This window comes from Nocardia sp. SYP-A9097 (assembly GCF_009649815.1).
Taxonomy (GTDB): Bacteria; Actinomycetota; Actinomycetes; order Mycobacteriales; family Mycobacteriaceae; genus Nocardia.
In genome coordinates, this window is the sequence record NZ_WJIC01000006.1 from 258,937 (window position 1) to 283,222 (window position 24,286).

Sequence of the window (24,286 nt, forward strand, 5' to 3'; positions counted from 1 at the left end):
CCGCCGACCAATCCCCCGCGCCCCGAGCTGGTCGAGTGATCAGCAGGAACTGGTGGCGGTGTTTCTGGGCTGCCCGCTGCACTCGGTTCCTGGTGATCAATTGTCCAGTTTGTGACCGGCGCGGCAGCTATGTGTGGGGGGAGGGGCCTAGCCTGGGGGAGTGATGAATAGAAGCGATTTCAGATTGCGGGGCTCGGTTGCGGCTTGTCTCGGTGCGATCGTTTGTACGGCGGTGCTGCCCGCCGTCGCCTCGGCCGAACCGCGGATCAACAACACTCCGCCGCCTACCTCGCAGCCGGCCCCCTACCCGTATTACGTCAATTGCGAGCAGGTGCGCGCGCAGGGCAAGGCCCCGCTGCTGGCCGGGCAACCCGGGTATACGCGTCAGCTCGATCCCGACGGCAACGGCGTCGCCTGCGGCTACTGACGGCCCGCCTGCCACATTCGGCGGGCCGTCGCGGGAATTGTGCGGGGCCACTCCGGGATCCGTGGGCGGCTTCCAGATGAAGTTCTTGTTACCCCCAGCAACGCGCGGGCAACGACACGCCTACGAGAGGGTGCACACGGGCGAACTCCCATGCCGCAGAACACGAATGCGGCTACCGTTTCTACATGACTGGACCGACGCCCCTCACTCTCGCTTCGATCCGCCAGGCGCCGAAGGCGGTCCTGCACGATCACCTGGACGGCGGCCTGCGCCCGGCGACCGTACTGGAGCTGGCTCGCGACTGCGGTTACGACCAGTTACCCGCCGGTGATGCCGAAACCCTCGGCAATTGGTTCCGCGACGCGGCCGACAGCGGTTCGCTGGAACGCTATCTGGAGACCTTCGCGCACACCGTCGCCGTCATGCAGACCCCCGACGGTCTGCGGCGGGTGGCGCGCGAATGCGCGCAAGACCTCGCCGCGGACGGGGTCGTCTACGCCGAGGTTCGCTTCGCGCCCGAACAACACCTCGACAACGGGCTGACGCTCGACGAAGTCGTCGAGTACACCATCGCGGGTTTCCGCGAGGGCGAGGCGCTCGCCGCCGCGGCTGCCACCCCGATTCGGGTCGTCTGCCTGCTCACCGCCATGCGGCATGCCGCGCGCTCCCGGGAGATCGCCGAACTGACCGTGCGCTGGCGCGACCGCGGTGTCGGCGGCTTCGATATCGCGGGCGCGGAGGCCGGGTACCCTCCCACCCGGCACCTGGACGCGTTCGAGTACATGCGAGCCAATAACGCGCACTTCACAATTCACGCGGGCGAGGCGTTCGGGCTGCCGTCCATCCATGAGGCCCTTGCCTTCTGCGGTTGCGACCGGCTCGGGCACGGCGTGCGCATCACCGACGACATCACCGATTCGGCGGACGGGCCGAGACTGGGATTGGTCGCGAATTACGTGCGGGACATGCGAATTCCACTCGAGCTGTGCCCGTCCTCGAATGTGCAGACCGGCGCGGTGCCCTCGCTCGACAAGCATCCCTTCGATCTGCTTGCGCGCCTTCGCTTCCGGGTCACCGTCAATACCGACAACCGGTTGATGAGTGACACCAGCATGAGCGAGGAGATGCACAAGCTGGCCACCACCTTCGACTACGGCTGGAGCGACCTGGAGCGCTTCACGATCAACGCCATGAAATCGGCGTTCATCCCGTTCCCGGAGCGGCTGCGCATCATCGACGAGGTAATCAAGCCGGGCTACGCGGTACTGCTCGGATAGAAACAAGACCGCTCGACCTTCCCTGGAAGGTCGAGCGGCCGTTGGTTTTTCGTGTCCTAAGCTTTGCTCAGGCGGCTCTCGAAGGCTTCCTCGAGGGCGCGCCAGGCATCGGCCTCGGCCTTGAACGGCGGGTTCGGGGCCATCCGGCTCGGGTCCGGGTTCAGCAGGTAGGAGACGTACCAGCCGAGCGGGGAGGAGACGGCGAGAGCGGTCTCGACATTGTCCTCTTCGGCGTAATCGGCTGCGTCGGTGAACAATTCGACCGCCAGATCGAGTTGATCGGTGTCCACCGCCTTCGGGCCCTCGGCCAGATCGTCGGCCAGGCCGGGCAGGACGTAGACGTTCTCCTCGTCCACCTCGACCTCGAGCCCGCCGTCGACCGCCGCGGTCTGGACATCGCCGTAGGTGCTCACCCGCACCAGATCGTGCTCGTGATCGTCGGCGAGGTAGCGGGCCAGGGCGCGCTCGGAACCGAAGACCGTGATCGACCCGTCCTTGCCGAGGAAGATCGGCTCGTCGTCCACATAGCAGCGCAGCGTGAACCAGGTGCCCTCGGAGGTGACGATCTTGACCGGGTCGATGCCGACCTCATGCCAGAACGAGAGCTCCTCGTCTTCGTCCTCTTCCTCGTCTTCGGCATTGAGGTCGACCGGCTCGATATCCTCATCGGTATCGGCGGCATCCTCGGCGTCGACGATGTTCTCTTCCGCCGCAAGCAGTTCCGCCTCCGCGACGGCCACCGCGTCCGCGTCGACGTCCGGGATCTCCACCACCGAGTCGATGGCGTCCAGGACCGCGTCCCAATCCTTGTTGATGGCCGCGCCGATCGAATCCCACAGCTCCTCGCCCTCCTTGCCGGCGAAGGCGCTGACACCGCCGGGCAGTGCGCCCAGTACCGGGTGCGAGCCGAAGAATTTGTTCACGACATCGAGTTCACAGACATCGCCGATATTGCGGACCATCTCGAGGGTCTCCTCGAGTTCGGAGATGATCTCCGGATCCGGATCGTCCGCGGCCAGCTCGGGCACGCCGACCAGATCGAAGACGTACTGCTCCTCCGGCTCCAGTTCGGCAGCCGACAGACCAGCGATGATCTTCCACGCGGGATGATCGACGAGATCGTTCTCGGCATTGGTTCGGATGAACGCGGCCAGCTCCGCTACGGAGTCGAAACCGTACAGATCCTCCTCGTGGCCGAGGAATGCCTGCCACTCATCATCGCCGTCGCGCCAGCGCGGTGCCCACAGGGTGACGAGATCGCCTTTGGTCAGGCCGAGCGCGATCGGGACGATGTCTCCAGAAGCCATGACCGGAAGCCTATCTAGTGGTCGCTCCGGGCACTATCCGGGTCGCCCCCAACATTTCCCGGAGTGAGGGACTCGTTCAATCCGGCAAGGATTTCGGCGCGTTGTGCGGTGGCGCGCGCGGCGGCTTCGCGGCATGCCCACACCACCAACCGGGCGACTTCCGCGGGTGGGCGGGAGGTCACCGATTCGGCCAGCCGGAGTCCGGTGAGTGCGCCGTCGCCGTCGACTTCGGCGCTGACGGAACGGTCTTCGCTGGTGAATCTGCCGCGCACTTCGCGCAGTCCGGCGAGGGTGGACTCCAGGGCTTCCAACTGGTTGGTGACGCCGTTGACCAGTGCGTCCATCTCGGCGCTCATGCGTTGCGCAGCCAATTCGTCGGACCGGTATCGGCCGCATCGAGGCGGTCGAGTTCGTCGACGGCGGCCTGCCGGGTAGGCAGGCCGAGACAGTCCAGGGTCTCCTGCGGCACCCCGGCTTCGGCGAGTAGTTCGCGGCGACGGGATTTGGCGGCAATGGCCGAGCGCTTGGTGAGCCGCAGGATCTCATCCGCCAGAGCCTGTGCGCCGTAACGGTATTCACCGCGCTCGAACCGAATCTCCACCGGCATACCCTGATCGGTGGCGTGCACCGTCACCGTGCCCGCGCGATTGGCGCTCGCCGCCACGGTGACCTTCGGAATCTCCTGCCCGCTCACGCGGTGGGCCTGTAGAAGCCGAGGAATCCCATTCCCATGTTCTCCGTTCGAATCGGACCCGTCTGGACCGGATCGCCTGCCTCGACGAGCTGACCGTTGCCTATCACCATGGCCACATGCCCGTCCCATACCGCGAGATCGCCGGGCATCAAGTCCCCTGGACTCACCTGCTGATGCCCGTAACCCTGTTCCTGCGCCAAACGCGGCAGCGGCACGCCCGCCTGCGCGTACGCCCACTGCGTCAAACCACTGCAATCCAGACCGGCACCCGGCGTGGTGCCGCCCCACACATACGGCGTCCCGACCGCGCTCAACGCACTGCGCACCGCATCGGCGGCCTGCTGGTTCGGGGCCTCCACGGTACTGCCGTCCGGCAGGGTCAACTTCACCCTGGTCCCGCTGGGGCGGGTTTCCGGGGTACTGCGGTGTGAGCGATCGGTGCTGGTGGGCGGCGAATCACCCACGGACGCGGCCGTTGTGGACAACCCGCTCAGCATCGAAGCCCCCGACTCCAGCACCTTCCCGCCGGAGGAGACGACCGTCGACGCGACCTGCTGCCCGCCGCCGAGCGCCGACCCCGCGCTCGCGGGCACCACCGCCGATCCGCTCGCCGCGGGTTCGACCGCGGCCGCACTCGTCGCCTCGGGTGCGAGGATCGCGGGTGCCGGAGTCTTTGGCGGCGTTGCCAATTCGCTCATGGAGATGGTCTCGGCCTCGAGTTCGGCGCGCACCCGCTGCACGATTCGCAGCGCCTGCCCCACATGGTCGATGGCCGTCCCCACGATCAGCGCGAGGGCGGCCGGGCTGAACCCCGCCGCCGATACCGCGTCGACCTTCGCCAGGAACGACCGCAGAATCTCCGCCACCTCCCGTTGCCCGGCGGCTACCTCGGCTCCGGCTCGATCGACCACGGCCGCCATCGCCTCGCCCCGATCGGAGACCGTGGCGGCTCCCGTCTGCACCTGTAGCGCTTTGTCCATGGCGGCATCCCCGCCGCGCCCATTCCATGCCGTGTACATCCCATTGATTCCGGATCGGCCCGCCTCATGAGCACCATCCACCACCCCGGACGACTCCCGCAGCGCAGCGGCCGCGGCATCGGTGGACCCGGATCCGAAACTCGCCAGCAGCCGCACAATCGGTTCGGCCAGCGCCTCCACCTCGAGTCCCGCGCTCACCGGTTCACCTCGAGGTGGATTGCCCTGTCGAGCTCGATTCGCATGGCGATCATGCCTCCACCTCCCGGCAGGTCGCTTTCAAAGCGGAGGCGTAGCCGGTGTCGGTCGTGAGGTATGCGGCTTCGGCCCCGGTGGTTGCCGCGCCGAGGCTGGTCAGGACGGTCGCGAGGGTGCCGAGCGCGGCGAGGTGAGTGGTGCGGGCAGCCCGGAAGGTGGTGAGAAAATCCGCGCCGATGAGACCGAGCGCGGGGGTGAGTAGGAGCGGGTCGGCGGCCGCGGCGCGGGTGGTGGCGGTGGCGAGGGCCGCGGCCATGGCGGTGGCCGTGGCCGCATAGTTGGTGAGGCCGTCGGGATCGATCGTGATCCGGTGCATGGATGCCCCCATCGTGCCGGTCGCTGGCTGATTACGTACTGCATGAGATTGGACGCCGGGGGCGGGGAATCGGTTCCGGTGCGGAGTGATTTCGGGCGGCTATCACCTCGAATCGCTGTGCTGACCTATCGTTTTCCTATGCGCACTGACATCGTGGACCATCCGCTCGCTGCCGCTTTGCTCACGACCATGCGCGATGCGCACACCACGAACCCGACATTTCGGGCGGCGCTGCGTGATCTCACCGGTCTGCTGGTCTACGAGGCCATGCGGGACGCCCCCGTCACCCGCTTCCCGATCGTCACCCCCGTGGCCGCCGCCGAGGGCACCTGTCTGTCCTCGCCCCCGCTGCTGGTCCCGGTATTGCGCGCCGGACTCGGCATGGTCGAAACCGCCGAGAACCTGATCCCCGACGCCCGAATCGGTTTCGTCGGCGTCGCGCGCGACGAGGAGACCCACCTGCCCACCCCCTATATGGAGTCCCTCCCCGAGGACCTCTCCGCCACCCCGGTCATCGTGCTGGACCCCATGCTCGCCACCGGCGGCTCCATGGTCTTCACCCTCGACCTGCTCGCCACCCGCAACGCCCACGACATCACCGTCATCTGCGTCGTCGCCGCCCCCGAAGGCATTGCCGCCCTGGAGAAGTCGGGCCACCCGGTCCGCCTGGTAACCGCCTCCATAGACCGTGGCCTGAACTCCGACGCCTACATCGTCCCCGGCCTCGGCGACGCCGGCGACCGCCAATTCGGCCCCCGCTGAAGATCAACGGATCACAGCTTCTCGCAGAAGGCTCGGATCTCGGAGAGTTGCAGGGCCGCAGCGGCTTTCGCGGCAGCGAGGTCGGCCGCCGCAGCTACCGGCCGCACCACTTCCACATAGCATTTGAGCTTCGGTTCGGTGCCGGAGGGGCGAATCACCACGCGTAGGGATTCACCCTCGAAAACCAGTGCGTCCGTGCGCATCTGCCCGCGTAGCTGGGACATGTCGGTGCAGGTCACCTTTTCTCCGGCGATCTCCACCGGTGGTGTTGTCCGCAATCGCTCCACGACAGCGGCCGCCTCCGTCGCGTCGGCCAATCGCAGGGAGACCTGATCGCCCGCGTGCACGCCGAATTCGACGGCGTAATCGTCGAGCACGTCGAAGATGGTGCGTCGCTGTGCTTTCAGCTGCGCTACCAGGTCGGCGGCGAGTACGGCGGCGGAAATGCCGTCCTTGTCCCGCACGGTTACCGGGTCCACGCAGTGCCCGATCGCCTCTTCGTAGGCGTACACCAGGCCGTCGCCCGCGCGAGCCAACCACTTGAACCCCGTGAGGGTTTCGGCATAGCGCGCACCCCGCGCCGCGGCCAGTTCGCTCAGCAGTCGTGAGGACACGATCGTGGTGGCGACCAGCGAATCCGCTGCGGCGGTGCGCAATACGAAGTCGCCCAGCAGCACTCCGGTCTCGTCGCCGCGCAGCATCCGCCAGCCGTTCGGCCCGCGAACCCCCACCGCGCATCGGTCGGCGTCCGGATCCAGCGCGATCGCGATATCGGCATCGAGCCGTTCGGCCAAGTTCAGCAGCAGATCCGAGGCTCCCGGCTCCTCGGGATTCGGGAACGATACGGTTGGGAAATCCGGATCGGGCGCGAATTGCTCCGTTACCACCAGCACCTCGTCGAACCCGGCCGCCCGCAGTGCGGCGGTCGCGAGCGCTCCGCCCACCCCGTGCATTGCGGTCAGGGCGATTCGAATATCCGCGCGCGGCACCGGGTTTCGCCCGGACTCCGTCTGTGCGGCCTCCGCCCCGTCTCCGGCCGTGGAGTCATGTGTGGCCACGGCGCGCGCGAACGAGCTCGGCCGGGGGCGTGGGCCGCCGACGATTTCGGGAAGGGCCGCGACGCGAGCGAGGTAGCGGCGGACGATCTCCTCGCCCATATCCTCGATCGACGCCTCGGCGGGGAGGTCGAGAATGCCCGGATTCGGTGCGGTGGCAGCGGGATCGGTGCGGTGGATGCGCCCGTGGACGGCATCGATGCACTTCTCGATCTCACCGTCGGCGGGCGGAACGAGCTGCGAGCCGCCTTCGAGGTAGAGCTTGTAGCCATTGTCGGTGGCAGGGTTGTGCGAGGCGGTGATCTGCACTCCGGCAACGGCTCCCAGTGCGCGCACCGCGTAGGCCACCACCGGTGTGGGGAGCGGGCGGGGGAGTGTAAGCACCGAGAAACCCGCCGCCGCGAAGACTTCCGCCGTCGCATCGGCGAATTCGGCGGAGCCGTGCCGGGCGTCGCGGCCGACGATCACCAAACCACCACCCAGGCAGCGGTTTCGGAGCCAGTCGGCGATTCCGGCGCTGGCCCGGGATACGGTGTCGACATTCATGCCGTCGGGACCGTCCTGCAATGGACCGCGTAGTCCGGCGGTGCCGAATCGCAGCATGTACGCCTCCTGATCTCGTCTCGGCGCATCGCCGTGATCGTGCCGAAGAGTCTCGTCCGGGCATCGTTCCGGTGCGTGGACGGTGCCTGACCGGATCTTGCGGTCCGGTGGAAGCGGCTACTGCCGACCGGTGTTCGTTTATTCGCCTTATAGGCGCTCGAGGACCCCGCGCAGTAGTTTGCCCAATCGTGGTGCGGCGGCGTGGCCTTCGGCGAGGACCTCGGCGTGCGAGAGGTGCGCGCCGGTGACGCCCGCCGCCAGGTTGGTGACCAGGGAGATGCCCAGGACTCGGGCTCCGCCTTCGCGGGCGGCGATGGCCTCGAGCACGGTGGACATGCCGACCAGGTCCGCGCCGATGGTGCGCAGCATGCGGATCTCGGCGGGGGTTTCGTACTGCGGTCCGGTCAGGCCCGCGTAGACACCCTCGGTCAGGCTGGGGTCGACTTCCCCTGCCATGGAACGCAATTCGGGATCCCATGCGTCGACGAGGTCGACGAAATTCGCTCCCGTGATGGGGGTGCGCAGGGTGAGGTTGATGTGATCGCTGATCAGTACCGGCTCGCCGACACGCAGATCGCCGCGGATACCACCCGCGGCATTGGTGAGCAGGATGGTCTCCGCGCCCGCCGCCAGCGCGGTGCGCACATTGTGCACGACCTGCGCGGGCTCATGGCCCTCGTAGAGATGCTGGCGGCCCATGAGCAGCAGAACCGGCGAGTCATTGACCGTGACCGAGTGAATGGTGCCCTGATGTCCCTGCGCCGTAGGTGATCCGAAGCCCGGAACCTCGGCCATGGGGATCGAGGTGGCCGGCTCGCCGATCTCCGCGGCGGCCTCCTGCCAACCCGATCCGAGTACCACCGCGACGCGGTGGCGCTCCACTCCCGTTCGATCAGCAATAGCCTTCGCGGCCTGCTCGGATAGCATGCAGCCACCCTAGTCCCTGTCCCGCCTCCCCGAGACTTCAGCGCCCGGCTGACTGCCGTTGACCGTCTCGCGCGCGTGCCGCCGGTTGGGTGCGGAAACCATTTTGGACGTACCCGACGAGTTACCCCGACCGCACGAAATCAGTTGTCACCTTGGGTAACTACCCGTCGGTAGTTACCGGGAACGGCACCGCTACGCTGCGTCTATGCCGTATTTGAAGCGTGATGGGGACGTGTTCGTGCTGTACCTCGGTGCCGAGGTACAGAATATCGACAGCGAGAACCGCTTCCACCCGGACTTGATTACCGAGCTGCACGCCCTGCTCGACGAGGTCGAGGCGTCCGAGGGTCCGGCCGCACTGGTGGTCACCTCGAACGGCAAGTTCTTCAGCAATGGCCTCGACACCGATTGGCTGTTCGGCAATTTCGACCAGAACTGCTGGTACCTGGATCGCGTGCACTCGCTGTACACCCGCCTGCTGACCTTCCAGATGCCGACCATCGCCGCCGTGAACGGTCACGCGTTCGGTGCCGGCGCCATGCTCGCGACCTCCTGCGATTTCCGTCTGATGCGCGCGGATCGCGGTTTCTGGTGCCTGCCTGAGGTGCAACTCGGCATGCCGTTCACCGTCGCGATGAACGCGCTGGTCACCGGCCGCCTCACCAATCAGGTCGCGGTGGAGGCCATGACCACCGGCCGCCGCTACGGCGCGGATGACGCCATCGCCGCCAAGATTGTCGACGGCAAGGCCGATGCCGAGTCGTTGCTGGCCGCCGCCGTCGCCCAGGCCGATGCGCTCAAGGGCAACCGCAAGCCGAACCTCCCGGTCATCAAGCGCGCCCTGCACCAGCACATCCTGGCGGGCCTGGCCGTCGAGACCACCCCGGAGAACCTGGGTTTCAGCCCGAGCTGAGCTGGCACTTTTCGCTCCGCGCGCGGTGGCGGCCGTGAGTTTTCCGACTCACCGGATGAGCCATCGCGCGACGGGGGTGTAAGACTGTGGTTTATGCCACCATCGCGCAGCGGCGATGACCGGAACTCTTTTCCCCCGCTAAGTCGGCTCGGTGTACCCGGGCCGTCATGGAATGCTGCGTCGATGAATACCTCGGTTGCTCCGGCTGATCCGGCTTTGTTCGGTGCTGTGGATTCCGCGATCGAGGTTTCGCGGGAGCGATTGCTGGCGCTTTCGCATTCGATTCATGCCGAGCCGGAGTTGGCTTTCGAGGAATTCCGGAGCGTCGCGAAGGTGATCGAGCCGTTGCGTGAGCGCGGTTTCCGGATCGAATCCGGGGTCGCGGATCTGCCCACGGCGTTCACCGCCGAGTTCGGCCATGGTGACCTGGTGGTAGGTATCTGCGCCGAGTACGACGCCCTCCCGGAGATCGGACATGCCTGCGGGCACAACATCATTGCCGCTTCGGCGGTCGGTGCGGCGCTCGGTCTCGCCGCGGTCGCGGACGCCTGCGATATCACCGTCAAACTGCTCGGCACTCCCGCCGAGGAGAGCGGTGGCGGCAAGGTGCTCATGCTGGACCGCGGTGTCTTCGACGAGGTGGCCATGGCGCTGATGATCCATCCGGGTCCGGAGGACATCGCGGGCGCGCATTCACTTGCTCTGGCGGATCTCTCGGTGACCTATCTCGGCCGCGAATCCCATGCCAGCGCCGCGCCCGAACGTGGCCGGAATGCCCTGGACGCCGTCACCATCGCGCAAGTTGCTCTAGGGTTGCTGCGACAACATCTGCTCCCCGGACAGCAACTGCACGGTATAGTCGGCTCGGGCGGCGTAGCCCCCAATATCGTGCCCGGACACGCGGAACTGCTGTATTACCTACGGGCAGTCGACTCCGCGACACTCGAGGATCTGATGCAACGCGCATCGGCTTGTTTCGAGGCAGGTGCCCTGGCGACCGGATGCACACATGAAATCCGGAAGCTCGCGCCGACATATACCGAGCTCACTCCCGACAGCGCACTACTGTGTGCCTATCGCGAGCAGATCCGCGATCTCGGGCGCGAGCCGATAGCCCCGGAACTCGAGGCCGCACGGCCGCTGGGCAGCACGGATATGGGCAATGTCACCAATGTCATCCCCGGCATTCACCCGGTCATCGGCATCGATGCCGGGGGAGCGGTGACGCATCAGCCCGCGTTCGCGGTGGCGGCGGTCAACGCCTCGGCCGATCGGGCTGTCATCGACGGGGCAACGGCTCTGGCCCGCACCGCGATACAACTCACAGGCGACAAATTTCATCGGGACAGGTTGTCGGAACGAGTCATACAACGGCAGTTTCTTCGACAGGAGGACATTCGGTGAGCACAACCGGCCGGTCCGCGGCGCGAGCCTCAGGACATAATGCCGCGGGCACTTGCGTTGCGCAGGGGACCGCGAGCGTCGCGACGGGCAGCTCGGTGGTCGATATGGGCATGGGCTTTGAAATGGGCACGGTGGGTGTTGATATGGCGGATTTGCCGAAAGACATGGTCGATGGCCGGGCAATCGTCGATGGCTGGCTCGCGGAGCACGCCGACGATCTGATCCATTGGCGTCGCCACATCCATGCCAATCCGGAGCTCTCCCGCACCGAGTTCGGTACCACCGAATTCATCGAATCCTGGCTGGTGAAGGCCGGACTCGAACCGCGCAAACTACCGAGCGGCACGGGGCTGATCGTCGATATCGGCCCGGATACCCCGCGGATCGGCCTGCGCGCCGATATGGACGCGCTGCCGTTGCAGGAGTACACGGGCTTGCCGTTCGCCTCGACCGTGCCCGGTGTCTCGCATGCCTGCGGGCATGACGCGCACACCACGATCCTGCTCGGTACCGCGCTGGCCCTGGCCGAGGTGCCGAACCTGCCGGTCGGTGTGCGGCTGGTCTTCCAGCCCGCCGAGGAGGTCATGCCCGGCGGTGCCATCGATATGGTCGCGGCCGGTGCCATGGAGGACGTGTCGCGGATGTTCGCGCTGCACTGCGATCCGCGCCTGGAGGTCGGCCGCGTCGGAATCCGGGTGGGAGCCATCACCTCCGCCGCCGACACCATCGAACTCGTCCTCGACTCACCCGGCGGGCACACCTCGCGCCCGCATCTCACCAGCGATCTGGTGTACGCCATCGGCACCGTCATCACCGGTCTGCCGGGACTGTTGAGCCGTCGTATCGATCCGCGCACCAGCACCGTCATGGTGTGGGGTGCGGTGTCGGCGGGCAAGGCGCCCAACGCGATTCCGCAGACCGGCATGCTCACCGGCACCGTCCGCACCGGCGATCACTTCACCTGGTCGCTGCTCGAGCCGATGGTGCGTGAGATCGTCGAGGGCCTGCTCGCGCCGACCGGTGTGCGCTGGCAGCTCAATTACAAGCGCGGTGTCCCCCCGGTCGTGAATGACGAACTGGCCGTGCGCATGTTCGAGGCTGCCATCCGCGAGATCGGCCCCGACGCTCTCGCCGACACCCAGCAGTCCGGTGGCGGCGAGGACTTCTCCTGGTACCTGGAAGAGGTCCCCGGCGCGATGGCGCGCCTCGGTGTCTGGTCCGGTCAGGGCGAACAACTCGACCTGCACCAGCCGACCTTCGATCTCGACGAGCGGGCCCTCGAGGTCGGCATCCGAGTCATGACGAATATCGTCCTGAACGCCTACTGAGGCAGGCGCTGAGAATGGAACGCCGGGCCGCACCTGATGGTGCGGCCCGGCGGCGTTCGAGGGGGCGACATGAAAGTGGGGCCGACGCTGAATGCGTCGGCCCCACTTCGTGGTTGGGGGTGTCGTGCCTACGGGCCGAAGGTGCCCGGGCCGACGTTCTTGCTGTTGCGGGTGCGCAGGGCGTGCACGTATTCGCTTGGGGCGCCGGCTTTTTCGGCTCCTTCGGCAATGACACCGAGGTAACGGGCCGAGGGTAGGCCACCCTCGTAGGCGTCCAGCACGTAGAGCCAGGCCAGCACGGGCTGGGTGGCGTTGCCCTGGTTGGGGGTTACCCGGAGCCGGATCTTCTTGTGGATGCCGAAGTCCGAGCCCTCCCAGCGGTCCAGGCTCGTCTCGTCTTCACCCGGCACGTCGTAGAGGACGACGAATACCCGGGAACCCGGATCCTCGACCACCGTCGCGAGCGGGCCCTCCCAGCCGATGTCGTCCCCGGCGAAGGTCAGGCGCCAACCCTCCAGCCAGCCGGTTCCGTACACGGGGGAGTGCGGACAGCGCTTGAGCATCTGCTCGGGATCCATGTTGGATCCATAGGCGGCGTAAATCGGCACTGTGAGAGCGTATCGAACATTCCCGGGCAACCTCCCCTGATCCCGATCCTAGGCGGTTCGCGTATACGAACCGGTCGCTCCGGAGCAGCCACGATCTGCCTTCCGGTGGGTCCCGACTGTGACGAACTTGTCTCCAGATGCGGTCGGACCTGTACGAAAGCGAGCCGATAACGTTGTGCTGCGGCACCGGAGATCCCGGTAGCCCACCAGAAGCGAGGGAACCATGACCCGCATTGCGATCATCGGAGGCGGACCCGCCGGATATGAGGCGGCACTGGTCGCCGCACAGCACGGCGCGCCCGTCACGCTGATCGACTGTGACGGTATCGGCGGCGCGTGCGTGCTCTGGGACTGTGTGCCCTCCAAGACCTTCATCGCCTCCACCGGTGTCCGGACCGATCTGCGCCGCGCCCGTGACCTGGGCATCACCGTGCATCCCTCGCAGGCGCAGGTGCGCCTGGCCGAGGTGAACTCGCGGGTGAAGGCGCTCGCGCAGGCGCAGTCCGCCGATATCAAGGTGAAGTTGCAGACCGCGGGTGTCACCGTGCTGAGCGGTCACGGCGAGCTCATCGATCAAGCTCCGGGTCTGGCAACGCATCTGGTGAAGGCGACGCTGAGCGATGGCCAGCAGCTGGTCATCGAGGCCGAGGTGGTCTTGATCGCCACCGGTGCGAGCCCGCGGGTACTGCCGGGCGCGGAGCCGGATGGTGAGCGCATTCTCAACTGGCGTCAGCTGTACGACCTCAAGGAGCTGCCCGAGACGCTCGTGGTGGTCGGCTCGGGTGTCACGGGTGCCGAATTCGTCTCCGCCTATACCGAAATGGGCGTGAAGGTGAAATTGGTCTCCAGTCGCGACCGCGTGCTGCCCGGCGAGGACGCCGATGCCGCGCTGGTTCTGGAGGACGCACTCGCCGAGCGCGGTGTGGAGCTGGTCAAGCATGCCCGCGCCGATGCGGTGGAGCGCACCGCCGACGGCATCGTGGTGAAACTGTCCGACGGCCGCACTGTGACCGGTACGCATGCGCTCATGACGGTCGGCTCGATTCCGAATACCCAGAATCTCGGTCTCGAGCGCCTGGGTATCGAACTCGACAAGGGTGGTTACCTGCGCGTGGACCGGGTCTCCCGCACCACCGCGACCGGCGTGTACGCGGCCGGTGACTGCACGGGCCTGCTGCCGCTGGCCTCGGTGGCCGCCATGCAGGGCCGGATCGCCATGTATCACGCACTCGGTGAGGGTGTGCAGCCGATTCGCTTGAAAACCGTTGCGTCAGCGGTGTTCACGCGTCCGGAGATCGCGACCGTCGGTGTCAGTCAGACCGCCATCGACAATGGTGAGGTGCCCGCGCGCACGGTCATGCTGCCGTTGAACACCAATCCGCGTGCCAAGATGTCGGGCCTGCGTAGGGGTTTCGTGAAGATCTTCTGCCGTCCCGCCACCGGTGTGGTGATCGGTGGCGTGGTGGTCGCCCCCATCGCGTCGGAGCTGATTCTGCCCATCGCCCTTGCGGTGCAGAACAATCTGACGGTGAACGATCTTGCCCAGACGTTCTCGGTGTACCCGTCGCTGACCGGCTCGGTGACCGAGGCGGCACGTCAGCTCATGCGCCACGACGACCTCGACTGACGGGTTAACTTCCGGTGTAATGCCGCCCGCCGTCTTGCCCCCATTACGCGGGTGTGATTCACTTCGCGACGGGAAGCGATCGGCAGGGCGGTCGCGAGAACGCCGGGGGGTCAACCCTTTCCGACGCGGCCGGTGCTCAACTCGTACTCGCCCCGCATGCCCGATCGCGGCGATGAGGGACGAAGGAATAGGGCGAAAAGTGAAGCACCGCAAGCCGAATCGGATCAAGGCCAGCACCTCCCTGTCGTTGGCCGGAGCGGCCGCCGTGGTCAGCCTGCTGGGCGCACCGGCCAATGCCGCCCCCACGGACCCGGGCGCGGTCCCTGTCGCGCCGGGCCAGCAGCCGAGTGACAATCAGCCCGACGGGTCGCAGCCGACCACCGAGCCCGCTGCCCCGGAAAACCCACAGGCCGTGGTGGTTCCGGCGCCCAAGCCGGAGAATGTGCAGCCGGGTACCACCAAGCCGCAGCAGAACCAGCCGGGTGTCACCACCCCGGGCTCGCCCAAGCCGGACACTACCCAGCCGGGGACCACGCAGCCCGGTACGACGCAGCCGGGCGCCACGCAGCCCGGTGCCACGGTGCCCTCGGGTGAGACGCCCAAGACCGATGACACCCAGCCCGCCGGTGTCGCGCCGAAGGATTCCAAGCCGACCCAGCCCGGTGTGACCGTGCCTCGAGTGGCACCGCTGCCGGTCCCCGGCCAGCAGGTGCCCGCCGTTCCGGTGCAGGTGCCGCCCGCGCCGGCGACCAAGCCGGACACCCAGGCCAACAACCCGGGCGCGCAGGCGAACAACCCGGGCACCGCGCAGCCCGCGGTCACCACCGATCAGGATCAGCCGGACACCACGCTGAACACCCTCACCGGCGAACCGACCGTGCAGAAGCCGCAGTGGCAGGCCCCGGCCGTGGAGACCGCGCCGGCCGCGCCCGTGGTCGAGATGACCGGTCCGCACACCGAGATCGGCGCGAATATCGACGGTGGCACCACGGTGCCCGGTTTCGCCGCCAACACCCACCACTTCAGCAATCTGGACGGGTACGTCGGCACCATCGGCTACACCACCCCGGGCGGTACCGGTGAGGCCGGTATGTCGCTGGACTTCACCCAGCTCAACCGGATCAAGGTGACGGCCTTCACCACCGCGGGTACGGGTGACGATCGCAAGATGGAGTTCATTCTCGACACCACCGTGCCCAATGCGGTGAAGGCCGATACGGAGAACTTCATCCGCCTGATGCCGGGTGGCGCAACCATCCTGGACGCGGCCGCTCAGGTTGGTAGGCTGCCGGTGGGCGACTTCCCCGGACAGACCACCGATATCGGCGGCATGACCACACAGGTGGGCGGTTCGGTCCAGTACTGAGAACGCGGGCACATCACGGTGCCCGGCAAGAGTTGAGTTGTCGCGTGGGGCGGTCGTAAGCGACCGCCCCACGCGTGTGTGACGAAAGGACGTGTGATGGATTCCGGCCAGGACGAGTCGGCGGACCGCCCCGCATCGGGCGCCGACGCCGGAGCGCCGAGCCCGGGGACCGAGCACGACGCGCAGGCGGGCGCGCAACGAGATCCCGCATCGCAGGACGACGCGCAGTCGAATACCACGCAGTCGAACGAGGCGGGTGCTCCGGCCGCGGGTACCGACTCCGATTTCGGGCCGCCGCTGTCGGGATTCGGGCCGTCGCTCAATGACTTCGGGCCGCCGATCTCCGTATTCGGTACCGCTGGAGACACTTTCGGGCCACCGAGTACGGAATTCGGTGCGCCGGTTGCCGATTTAGGGTCCGCGGGTGAGTTCGGCCCGCCGACGGGTGAGTTCCGTCCGGTGCCCGACGGGCAGGTGGCGGGATGGTCGCCCGCACCGGCTCCGGCCAGTCCGGAGTTGGCGTGGCGGCCCGCCGACGGGACGCCGGCGGCCGCACCGGAGTATCTCGCCCCGGACTCCTCGACGCCGTACCCGGGCGATGCGGATGCGTTGTACGGCAATGGTTTCGACGAATCCGAGCAGACCGTGCGCTATGACGCCGAGCAGACGGTGCGGTACGACACCGCGCCGGAGTCGCCCGCGCCGAAGAAGAAGTCGGGCTGGGCCACCGGTGGTGGTATCAAGACCTCCCAGCTGGGTCGTGAGTCGGCCTGGCTGCGCGCGGCCGACTCCGGTCAGCCGCCCTCGGATTCCGCCGCACCGCAAGAGGAGTCGCTGTCGTGGGCGGATGACCCGCTCACCAAGATGCTCATGCCCAAGAAGGCCGAGCCCGGTAAGGGCGGAGCGGGTAAGAGTGGCAAGCAGGAGTCGCTCTCCTGGGCGGACGATCCGATCGCACAGCGCCTGGCTCCGAAAACCGCGGTGCCGCAGGCCGAGCCGAAGAAGAAGTCCTGGATGCCGATCGCGGTCGGTGCGGGCGCGCTGACTTTGATCGTGGTGGTCGCCCTGGTGGTCGTCTCGCTGACGCGTGGTGATAGCGGTGGCGGCGAGGATACGCAGGCGGCCTTCGGTCCGGGCGGCACGGTCACCACCGCCGCGCCGTCCTCCGGTATGGCCGCGCTCAGTTGCCCGTCCAAGCGGGAGGGGTCGCTGACCATCGGCAACGGTCCGGGCGGCAACGGTTCGGGGGCGGACGCGATTCTGGGTTTCCAGCACGCCTTCTACGCCGACCGCGATGGTGCCAAGGCGCGTTCCTTCGTGACCTCGGATTCTCCGACCGTCTCACCCGCCGAGGTCATTCAGCAGGCCATCGACGAGGTGATCCCCAAGGGCACCAGCTACTGCCTGCGCATTACCGATCTCGGTGCGGACGCCTACGACGCCGATCTCACCGAGCATCGCCCCGACGGCACCACCACCGTTTACCGGCAGCGCATCACCACCGTGAACAAGGACGGCAAACACCTGATCTTCGCCATCGACGGGCGATAGACCGGCCGCGGCGGACCCGGCTCCGGGTCCGCCGTATGCTTGATACATCTCACAATGCGGGATTGAAATTTCATATCCTGGTCGCCCCTGTGACACAGTGGAATTTCGCATACCCCGGCGTTCCCTCGGAGGTGTTTCATGTCCGCGATCACTCCACCGCTGTCCCGGCGGCTCGACGGCCTGCAGAGTTCCGCGATTCGCGATCTGCTCAAGCTCACCGCGCGCGCCGAGATCATCAGCCTGGCCGGTGGATTGCCCGACGCACAGCTCATGCCCCGGGACCGGATCGCGGTAGCCGCCGACGCCGCACTGAGTGATCGCTCGGTACTCCAGTACACCGAATCCCCCGGTTGGGGCCCGCTGCGCGAGGTGCTGGCCACCCGGGAATCGGCGCGCATGGGCCGCACCCTCTCGGTGGACGAGGTCTTCGTCACGCATGGCTCGCAGCAGGCGCTGTCCCTGCTCGCCGAGGTACTGCTCGATCCGGGCGCGCTGGTGATCGTGGAGGATCCGGCGTATGTCGGTGCGCTGCAGGTCTTCCGGGCCGCCGGGGCGCGCATCGTCGCAGTGCCGCTCGATGCCGAGGGCATGCGCGTGGATGTCCTGCGCGAACTCTTGGCGCAGGGTGAGCGCCCCGCCTTCGTGCACACGGTCAGTAATTTCCACAACCCCGGCGGCGTCACCATGAGCCCGCAGCGTCGCGTCGAATTGGCCGAACTCGCCACCGCGCACGGCTTCTGGGTGATCGAGGACGATCCCTACGGTGAACTCTGGTTCGACCGTCCCTCGCCCGCGCCCGTTGCGACGCACTCGCCCAACGTGATTCGCCTGTCGAGCGCCTCCAAGATCCTCGCCCCGTCCCTGCGCGTCGGCTGGATGGTGGCCCCCACCCAGGTCTGTCGCGCCGTGGAACTGCTCAAGCAGGGCGCGGACCTCTGCGGCTCCGCCCTCACCCAGCAGATCGCCGCGACACTGCTCGCGGACACCGATTGGCTTGCCGCCCACGTGGATTCGGTCCGCCAGGTCTACGGTCAGCGCGCCCGCGCCCTGGTGAACGCGGTCCGCACCACCTTCGGCGACCGCATCACCACCTCCGACGCGGCGGGCGGCATGTTCGTCTGGGCCGACTTCACCGACGGCACCGACACCCAGGCCCTGCTCCCGCACGCCCTGGACGCGGGCGTCGCCTACGTCCCCGGCGCCGCCTTCGCCGTCTCCACCGACTACACCCACTCCATGCGCCTGTGCTTCACCACCTCGGACACCCCCGTCCTGGAGGAAGCCGTAGCCCGCCTCGCCAAGGCGCACGCCGCTATCGGTTGAGCAACAAAATTCGTCCGTAGGCACAAGCCGACAACTGATTTGGTTCCGGTCGGGGTAACTCCGGGGGGACGGGCCAACCCGTCCGCCCCCGAAACCGCCGGCGGCCAACGCAACTGTCGCCGCACCCAGGTCCGGCTCGAAGTCCCCGAGAGGGGGTTCAGCGTCAAGCCCAGTTGTAGGTGCGCTCCACTGCCTTGTTCCACTCGTGGACCAAGTGGTCGCGGTCGGCGTCGGTCATGGTGGGATTCCAGCGCTTGTCCTCGGCCCAGTTGGCCCGGATGTCGTCGGTGGAGGACCAGTAGCCGACGGCCAGGCCCGCCGCGTATGCCGCGCCGAGGGCGGTGGTTTCGGTGACCACCGGGCGCACCACGGTGGCGGCCAGGATGTCGGATTGGAACTGCATGAGCAGTTCGTTGGCCACCATCCCGCCGTCGACCTTGAGGGTCACCTTCTCCACATCCAGCTGCTGGGCCGCGGCGTCCGCGCGCATGGCCTCGATCACCTCGCGGGTCTGAAAAGCGGTGGCCTCCAACACCGCTCGCGCGATATGACCGCGGTTGACGAAGCGGGTCAGACCGGCGAAGACGCCGCGGGCATCGGGTCGCCAGCGCGGTGCGAAGAGGCCGGAGAAGGCCGGGACGATGTAGCAGCCGCCATTGTCTTCGACGCTGCTCGCCAGCGGTTCGATCTCAGCGGCATCGGTGATCATGCCGAGGTTGTCGCGCAGCCACTGCACCAGCGATCCGGTCACCGCGATGGATCCCTCGAGGGCGTACACGGCGGGCTGATCGGCCAGCCGGTAGCAGACGGTGGTGAGCAGCCCGTGCTCGCTGAAGACCGGTGTGGTGCCGGTGTTCATGAGCATGAAATTGCCTGTGCCGTAAGTGTTCTTGGTGTCACCGGGGGACAGGCAGGCCTGCCCGAAGGTGGCGGCCTGCTGATCGCCGAGGATCCCCGCTACCGGTGTGCCCGCCAGCGCGGTGGTGGTGATCTCGCCGTACACCTCCGATGAGCTGCGAATGGTCGGCAGCATGGCCATCGGAACACCGAATTCGGCGCAGATCTGCGAATCCCATTGCAGCGTGCGCAGATCCATCAGCATGGTGCGGGAGGCATTGGTGACGTCGGTGATGTGCTGGCCGGTCAGATTCCACAGGATCCAGCTGTCGATGGTGCCGAAGCAGAGTTCCCCGGCCTGTGCGCGCTCCCGCGCTCCCGGCACCCGATCCAGGATCCAGCGCAGCTTCGGCCCGGCGAAGTAGGTGGACAGCGGCAGTCCGGTGCGATCGGCGTACCTGTTCGGGCCGATGGCTCCGGCCAGTTCCACGGTCAGATCGGCGGTGCGGGTGTCCTGCCAGACGATGGCATGGTGGATCGGTTTCCCGGTGGCCCGCTCCCACACCACGGTGGTCTCCCGCTGATTGGTGACGCCTACCGCGGCGATATCGCCCGCTCCGATGCCGACCGTGTCGAGGGCCTCGGCGATCACGAGTTCGGTATTGCGCCAAATGGTTTCGGCATCGTGTTCGACCCAGCCGGGCTGCGGGAATATCTGCTCGTGCTCGCGTTGCGCGACCCCGGCGATCAGGCCCTGGTGATCGAAGACGATGCACCGGCTGGAGGTCGTACCGGAATCGATGGCAGCCACATATCGACGCATTCGAGCAGGTTACTCGCCGCGATCGCGTGCGCGCCGCCATGACGCTCGCCCGGCCCGGACACCGGCGCCGCCGGGTCGCACCATCCGCGAGCGGTGTGGACTACGGTTGCGTGCGAGTAACTGAGCGTCGACATCGATACGAACCGCCGCGCCGAAACATCCGCGGCGAAGGCCGGAGGAGTCGAGCATGACGAAGAACCCGCGATCGCAGTTCCTGGGCCCCGAGCAGCGTGAAGAAGCCTGGGCGCGCTTGGGCAAGGACACCTTCGATGTGGTGGTGATCGGCGGTGGCGTGGTCGGCGCGGGTATCGCACTCGATGCCGCGACCCGTGGCCTGGAGGTTGCTCTGGTCGAGGCCCGCGATCTCGCCTCAGGCACCTCCAGCCGCTCCTCGAAGATGTTCCACGGCGGCCTGCGCTATCTGGAGATGATGGAGTTCGGACTGGTCCGCGAGGCTCTGCACGAGCGTGAACTCTCACTCTCCAAACTCGCACCGCACCTGGTGAAGCCGCTGAAGTTCCTGTACCCGCTCACCCGTTACGGCTGGGAGCGGCCGTACGTCGCGGCCGGGCTCACGCTGTACGACACCATGGGTGGCGCGAAATCCGTTCCGGGACAGCATCATCTGACCAAGTCGGCGGCATTGCGGCTCGCGCCCGCGCTCAAGCACAACGCACTCACCGGCGGCCTCACCTACTACGACACCGTGGTCGACGATGCCCGGCACACCATGACTCTCGCGCGCACGGCCGCGCATTACGGCGCGGTCATTCGCACCTCCACCCAGGTGGTCGGCTTCCTGCGGGAGGCCGATCGTGTGGTGGGTGTGAAGGTGCACGACAGCGAGGATGGCCGCCGCACCGAGGTTCGGGGCAGTGTCGTCATCAATGCCACCGGCGTCTGGACCGACGAACTGCAGACTCTCGCGCATCAGCGTGGCCGATTCCATGTGCGATCGTCCAAGGGTGTGCACATTGTGGTCCCGCGCGACCGCATTGCCAGCGATACCTCGATCATTCTGCGCACCCCCACCTCGGTGCTGTTCGTGATCATGTGGGGCACCGATCACTGGCTCATCGGCACTACCGATACCGACTGGAACCTGGATCTCGCGCATCCGGCCGCCACCAAGAACGACATCGACTACCTGCTCGAACACGTCAACCAGGTGCTGGTCACCCCGCTCACGCACACCGATATCACCGGCGTGTACGCGGGCCTGCGCCCACTGCTCGCCGGGGAGAGCGATCAGACCTCCAAACTCTCGCGTGAGCATGCCGTCGCCCGTATCGCACCCGGTCTGGTCGCCATCGCGGGCGGTAAGTACACCACCTACCGCGTCATGGCCTACGACGCGGTTGACGAAGCGGCACAGGACATTCCGCGCCGCGTCCCGCCCACCATCACGGACAAGGTGCCGCTGCTCGGCGCGGACGGCTACCACGCGCTGATGAACCAGGCCCCGCATCTGGCGGAGAAGTACGGCATCCACCCGTACCGAATCCAGCACCTGCTCAACAGGTATGGCTCGCTCATCGACGAGGTGCTGGGCCTGGCCGACGGCAAACCCGAACTGCTGCAACCGATCGAGGCGTCCCCCGGCTACCTCCAGGTCGAGGCCGTCTACGCCGCGGCCGCCGAAGCCGCCCTGCACCTGGACGATATCCTGGCCCGCCGCACCCGCATCTCCATCGAATACGCGCACCGCGGCGTCGACTGCGCCGACCAGGTGGCCCGCCTGGTAGCCCCCGTCCTCGGCTGGGACGAAGCCGAAATCACCCGCGAGATAGCAACATACGTAGCCCGCGTCCAAGCCGAAATCGAATCCCAAACCCGCCCCGACGACGCCTCCGCCGACGCCCTCCGCGCCGCCGCCCCCGAACCCCGCCCCCAAATCCTGGAGCCGGTCCCCGTCGAGAAGTAACCGTCGCCGAGTGTGCAGCCATGGCGGTAATCCACCCAAATCTCCGCCATAGCTGCACACTCGCCGCCAATACCGCCGAAATCAGCTGGGACGGTGGAACTTTCCGCCATAAATACCGGCGGTGAAGGCATCCCACTCGGCCGGCACGAAGGAAGGCGACCTCGACGCATTCCCCACCCCCGAGCTGTGACTGGACTTGAACCACTCGGCCCGCTTCGGATCACCGTTCGCTCTCATGCGTCCTGGCTACCTCTCCGATCATGTCCCGGCTCGAACTGGTATCCAAACTCGCCTGCTGGAGTTTCCTGAATGCCTCGCGGAAGGCCACTACGTCCGATCGCTCCTCGGGATAGGCGCTACCCGCGTAACCCTCGCAATAGACCTGTGCGGGTTCTGCCCACCGCCCCGCGCGATGGATCCGGCTACATGTCCGGCAATACGAATAATCGAACATATGTTCTACGCTGCGGTAGGCTGGCTCGCGTGAACATACATTCGACCGCGCTGGCGCCGGATGCTCCAGCCGCAGAATGGCCGGAATTGGCCGATGTCGACTTGCTGCGCACCCTCGTCGAAACCGAACGCCGCCGGAGGCGGCTGGATGCTGCCATGCGCGCGGCCGTCGCCGAAGCCGAGCGTCGGGGCCTCGCCACCGGCACCGGCTATCGGGACACCGTCGAGCTGTTGACTGATCTGCTGCGGATCAGTGCCCACGAAGCGCGCCGGCGAATCGAGTATGCGACTCCGCAGGCCCGCTCGCGTTCCAGAAAGGTGTGGAGGGTGCTGGCGGCAGCAAGTTGAGACCGAGCCCGGATGCCTCGACCTCTGGTTCGAAGCAACCATGCGGCACGCTGAAAGTTCAACGAGCCGAGCTCTTCTCGACCGGACGAACGCACTGATCTGCCGATGAGGGGTAGTCGGGAGAGCGTCGGTGACCGCTCGTGGTCAGGACTGTGATCGAACGGGACTCGTGTCGCTTCGGTGGGCCGACCGCTTGTTCATCGGTGTAGGCGCTCTCCTCGACGGAGCATGTTCAGATAGGTGGCGATGCGGCGTTGGCGTGTCTCCGGGCGCTTGGCGTCGTTGATGCGCCAGATGATCGAGTAGCGGTTGCGGGCGTCGAGTTCGGCGAATGCCGCGGCGGCCGCGGGGTCGCGGTCGAGTTCGCGTTGCAGGTCCTCGGGGATCGATGCGGTCCGTTGCCCTTTGTATGCGGCGTCCCAGCGTCCGTCGGCCTTGGCGCGTTCGACCTCGGCTACGCCGGCTGATCGCATCCGCCCGGCCTGGCTGAGGCGGGCGACGTGCTCGACATTCCTGGCGGACCATGGGCTGTTCGGCCGGCGCGGAGTGAAGCGCTGGCGATAGCTGCCATCGTCACGTCGTGCGATCTGCCCGTCGATCCAGCCGAAGCACAGCGCTTCGTCAAGCGCTTGCGCGTAGGTCAGGGCCGTCGTCCGACCGCCCTTCTTGTGCAGCACCAGCCAGACGCCAGGGTGGTCGGCATGGTGGCTGTCCAACCAGGCACGCCACGCCTCGGCGTCCTGGACGAGCAACTCCGCGAGTTCTGTCACGGCGCGCCGCTACGACGTGGCCTCGGGACGGGGACTCAGGCAGAACGGTTGGCCATCGGGATCGAGCAGCACCCGCCAGCGGCCGGCACCCGGTTGGAACTCGGGTTGACTGGCTCCGATCGCGCACAGGCTCTCGGCCGCCTCGTCGAGGTCGTCGACCTGCAGGTCGAGGTGGAAGCGTTTGGTGCCGGCCTCATCCGGCCACTGAGCGGGCCGGAATCCCTCGATCTTGCCGAAGCCGATCTTGATGCCGTCGCCTTCGACCATCCCGTAGTTTTCGTCGCTGTAGGTGACCTCCCAGCCGAACGCGGCCGCGTAGAAACGCGCCAGCCTGGCTGGATCGGCACTGTCGATATTGACCATCGACAGTGCTGCTGTCGACTTCGTACGCTGCCCCGTGGAATGTGT

General features: G+C 67.0%; 23 protein-coding genes. 12 read left to right on the forward strand and 11 right to left on the reverse strand.

Features of this window, described 5'->3' with window-relative positions; genetic code table 11:
* Window positions 1–163 precede the first annotated feature (163 nt).
* Together GFY24_RS43340 and GFY24_RS15490 are read left to right on the forward strand one after the other, a co-directional pair.
* On the forward strand, window positions 164–427 hold the full coding sequence (locus GFY24_RS43340) for an excalibur calcium-binding domain-containing protein (RefSeq protein WP_153805887.1): 264 nt from the start codon (window positions 164–166) through the stop codon (window positions 425–427).
* Between the two features lie 185 nt (window positions 428–612).
* On the forward strand, window positions 613–1,704 hold the full coding sequence (locus GFY24_RS15490; RefSeq protein ID WP_153805739.1) for an adenosine deaminase: 1,092 nt from the start codon (window positions 613–615) through the stop codon (window positions 1,702–1,704).
* Between the two features lie 56 nt (window positions 1,705–1,760).
* On the opposite strand, the gene GFY24_RS15495 is transcribed toward GFY24_RS15490, so the two are convergent.
* The 5 genes from GFY24_RS15495 to GFY24_RS15515 are packed head-to-tail and all read right to left on the reverse strand — an operon-like array spanning window position 1,761 to window position 5,256.
* A complete protein-coding gene (locus GFY24_RS15495; protein WP_153805740.1) occupies window positions 1,761–3,011 on the reverse strand; it encodes a primosomal protein in 1,251 nt (416 codons plus the stop codon).
* Window positions 3,012–3,025: 14 nt separating this feature from the next.
* Window positions 3,026–3,367 carry a YbaB/EbfC family nucleoid-associated protein gene (locus GFY24_RS15500; protein WP_153805741.1) on the reverse strand — a complete coding sequence of 114 codons (342 nt, stop codon included), beginning with the start codon at window positions 3,365–3,367 and terminating at the stop codon, window positions 3,026–3,028.
* Complete coding sequence (locus GFY24_RS15505) at window positions 3,364–3,705, reverse strand: hypothetical protein (RefSeq protein WP_309230886.1); 342 nt, start codon at window positions 3,703–3,705, stop codon at window positions 3,364–3,366. Before GFY24_RS15505 ends, GFY24_RS15500 begins: the two co-directional genes overlap by 4 nt.
* The gene (locus GFY24_RS15510; protein WP_309230887.1) at window positions 3,702–4,883 is read right to left on the reverse strand and encodes an NlpC/P60 family protein; all 1,182 of its coding nucleotides are present in this window, start codon (window positions 4,881–4,883) and stop codon (window positions 3,702–3,704) included. Before GFY24_RS15510 ends, GFY24_RS15505 begins: the two co-directional genes overlap by 4 nt.
* Before the next feature lie 49 nt (window positions 4,884–4,932).
* On the reverse strand, window positions 4,933–5,256 hold the full coding sequence (locus GFY24_RS15515; RefSeq protein ID WP_194852887.1) for a type VII secretion target: 324 nt from the start codon (window positions 5,254–5,256) through the stop codon (window positions 4,933–4,935).
* A gap of 138 nt (window positions 5,257–5,394) precedes the next feature.
* On the opposite strand from GFY24_RS15515, the gene upp reads away from it, so the two are divergent.
* Window positions 5,395–6,018, forward strand: a complete 624-nt coding sequence (upp, locus tag GFY24_RS15520; RefSeq protein ID WP_153805743.1) for a uracil phosphoribosyltransferase — start codon at window positions 5,395–5,397, stop codon at window positions 6,016–6,018.
* Window positions 6,019–6,029: 11 nt separating this feature from the next.
* Here upp and GFY24_RS15525 read toward each other — a convergent pair whose 3' ends face one another.
* On the reverse strand, window positions 6,030–7,676 hold the full coding sequence (locus GFY24_RS15525) for a phospho-sugar mutase (protein WP_153805744.1): 1,647 nt from the start codon (window positions 7,674–7,676) through the stop codon (window positions 6,030–6,032).
* 147 nt (window positions 7,677–7,823) lie between these two features.
* A complete protein-coding gene (locus GFY24_RS15530) occupies window positions 7,824–8,603 on the reverse strand; it encodes a purine-nucleoside phosphorylase (protein ID WP_153805745.1) in 780 nt (259 codons plus the stop codon).
* A gap of 205 nt (window positions 8,604–8,808) precedes the next feature.
* Between GFY24_RS15530 and GFY24_RS15535 the strand changes: the two genes are divergently transcribed.
* From GFY24_RS15535 to GFY24_RS15545, 3 genes are all read left to right on the forward strand, one after another.
* On the forward strand, window positions 8,809–9,516 hold the full coding sequence (locus GFY24_RS15535; RefSeq protein WP_153805746.1) for an enoyl-CoA hydratase/isomerase family protein: 708 nt from the start codon (window positions 8,809–8,811) through the stop codon (window positions 9,514–9,516).
* A gap of 183 nt (window positions 9,517–9,699) precedes the next feature.
* On the forward strand, window positions 9,700–10,920 hold the full coding sequence (locus GFY24_RS15540) for a M20 family metallopeptidase (protein ID WP_228566343.1): 1,221 nt from the start codon (window positions 9,700–9,702) through the stop codon (window positions 10,918–10,920).
* Between the two features lie 164 nt (window positions 10,921–11,084).
* On the forward strand, window positions 11,085–12,248 hold the full coding sequence (locus tag GFY24_RS15545) for a M20 family metallopeptidase (protein ID WP_153805889.1): 1,164 nt from the start codon (window positions 11,085–11,087) through the stop codon (window positions 12,246–12,248).
* Window positions 12,249–12,376: 128 nt separating this feature from the next.
* Here GFY24_RS15545 and GFY24_RS15550 read toward each other — a convergent pair whose 3' ends face one another.
* Entirely contained in the window at window positions 12,377–12,856 is a 480-nt protein-coding gene (locus GFY24_RS15550) for a gamma-glutamylcyclotransferase (protein ID WP_309230888.1), read from the reverse strand.
* A 223-nt stretch (window positions 12,857–13,079) separates the two neighbouring features.
* Here GFY24_RS15550 and GFY24_RS15555 point away from each other — a divergent pair, with 223 nt between their 5' ends.
* The 4 genes from GFY24_RS15555 to GFY24_RS15570 all read left to right on the forward strand — a co-directional run bounded on the left by GFY24_RS15555 (window position 13,080) and on the right by GFY24_RS15570 (window position 18,723).
* Entirely contained in the window at window positions 13,080–14,483 is a 1,404-nt protein-coding gene (locus GFY24_RS15555) for an NAD(P)H-quinone dehydrogenase (protein ID WP_153805748.1), read from the forward strand.
* A 199-nt stretch (window positions 14,484–14,682) separates the two neighbouring features.
* Window positions 14,683–15,849, forward strand: coding sequence for a hypothetical protein (locus tag GFY24_RS15560; RefSeq protein WP_309230889.1), 1,167 nt, complete (start codon window positions 14,683–14,685; stop codon window positions 15,847–15,849).
* Window positions 15,850–15,945: 96 nt separating this feature from the next.
* On the forward strand, window positions 15,946–17,400 hold the full coding sequence (locus GFY24_RS15565; RefSeq protein WP_153805749.1) for a hypothetical protein: 1,455 nt from the start codon (window positions 15,946–15,948) through the stop codon (window positions 17,398–17,400).
* A gap of 138 nt (window positions 17,401–17,538) precedes the next feature.
* Entirely contained in the window at window positions 17,539–18,723 is a 1,185-nt protein-coding gene (locus GFY24_RS15570) for a PLP-dependent aminotransferase family protein (protein WP_153805750.1), read from the forward strand.
* Between the two features lie 163 nt (window positions 18,724–18,886).
* Here GFY24_RS15570 and glpK read toward each other — a convergent pair whose 3' ends face one another.
* The gene (gene glpK / locus GFY24_RS15575; protein WP_153805751.1) at window positions 18,887–20,383 is read right to left on the reverse strand and encodes a glycerol kinase GlpK; all 1,497 of its coding nucleotides are present in this window, start codon (window positions 20,381–20,383) and stop codon (window positions 18,887–18,889) included.
* A 187-nt stretch (window positions 20,384–20,570) separates the two neighbouring features.
* Between glpK and glpD the strand changes: the two genes are divergently transcribed.
* Entirely contained in the window at window positions 20,571–22,307 is a 1,737-nt protein-coding gene (gene glpD / locus GFY24_RS15580; protein ID WP_153805752.1) for a glycerol-3-phosphate dehydrogenase, read from the forward strand.
* Between the two features lie 483 nt (window positions 22,308–22,790).
* Window positions 22,791–23,108 carry a DUF222 domain-containing protein gene (locus GFY24_RS15585; RefSeq protein WP_309230890.1) on the forward strand — a complete coding sequence of 106 codons (318 nt, stop codon included), beginning with the start codon at window positions 22,791–22,793 and terminating at the stop codon, window positions 23,106–23,108.
* A 197-nt stretch (window positions 23,109–23,305) separates the two neighbouring features.
* On the opposite strand, the gene GFY24_RS15590 is transcribed toward GFY24_RS15585, so the two are convergent.
* Both GFY24_RS15590 and GFY24_RS15595 read right to left on the reverse strand, forming a co-directional pair.
* Entirely contained in the window at window positions 23,306–23,878 is a 573-nt protein-coding gene (locus GFY24_RS15590; RefSeq protein ID WP_309230891.1) for a YdeI/OmpD-associated family protein, read from the reverse strand.
* 9 nt (window positions 23,879–23,887) lie between these two features.
* Window positions 23,888–24,241: a VOC family protein gene (locus tag GFY24_RS15595; protein ID WP_194852888.1), complete on the reverse strand. Its 354-nt coding sequence runs from the start codon at window positions 24,239–24,241 to the stop codon at window positions 23,888–23,890.
* Window positions 24,242–24,286: the final 45 nt, after the last annotated feature.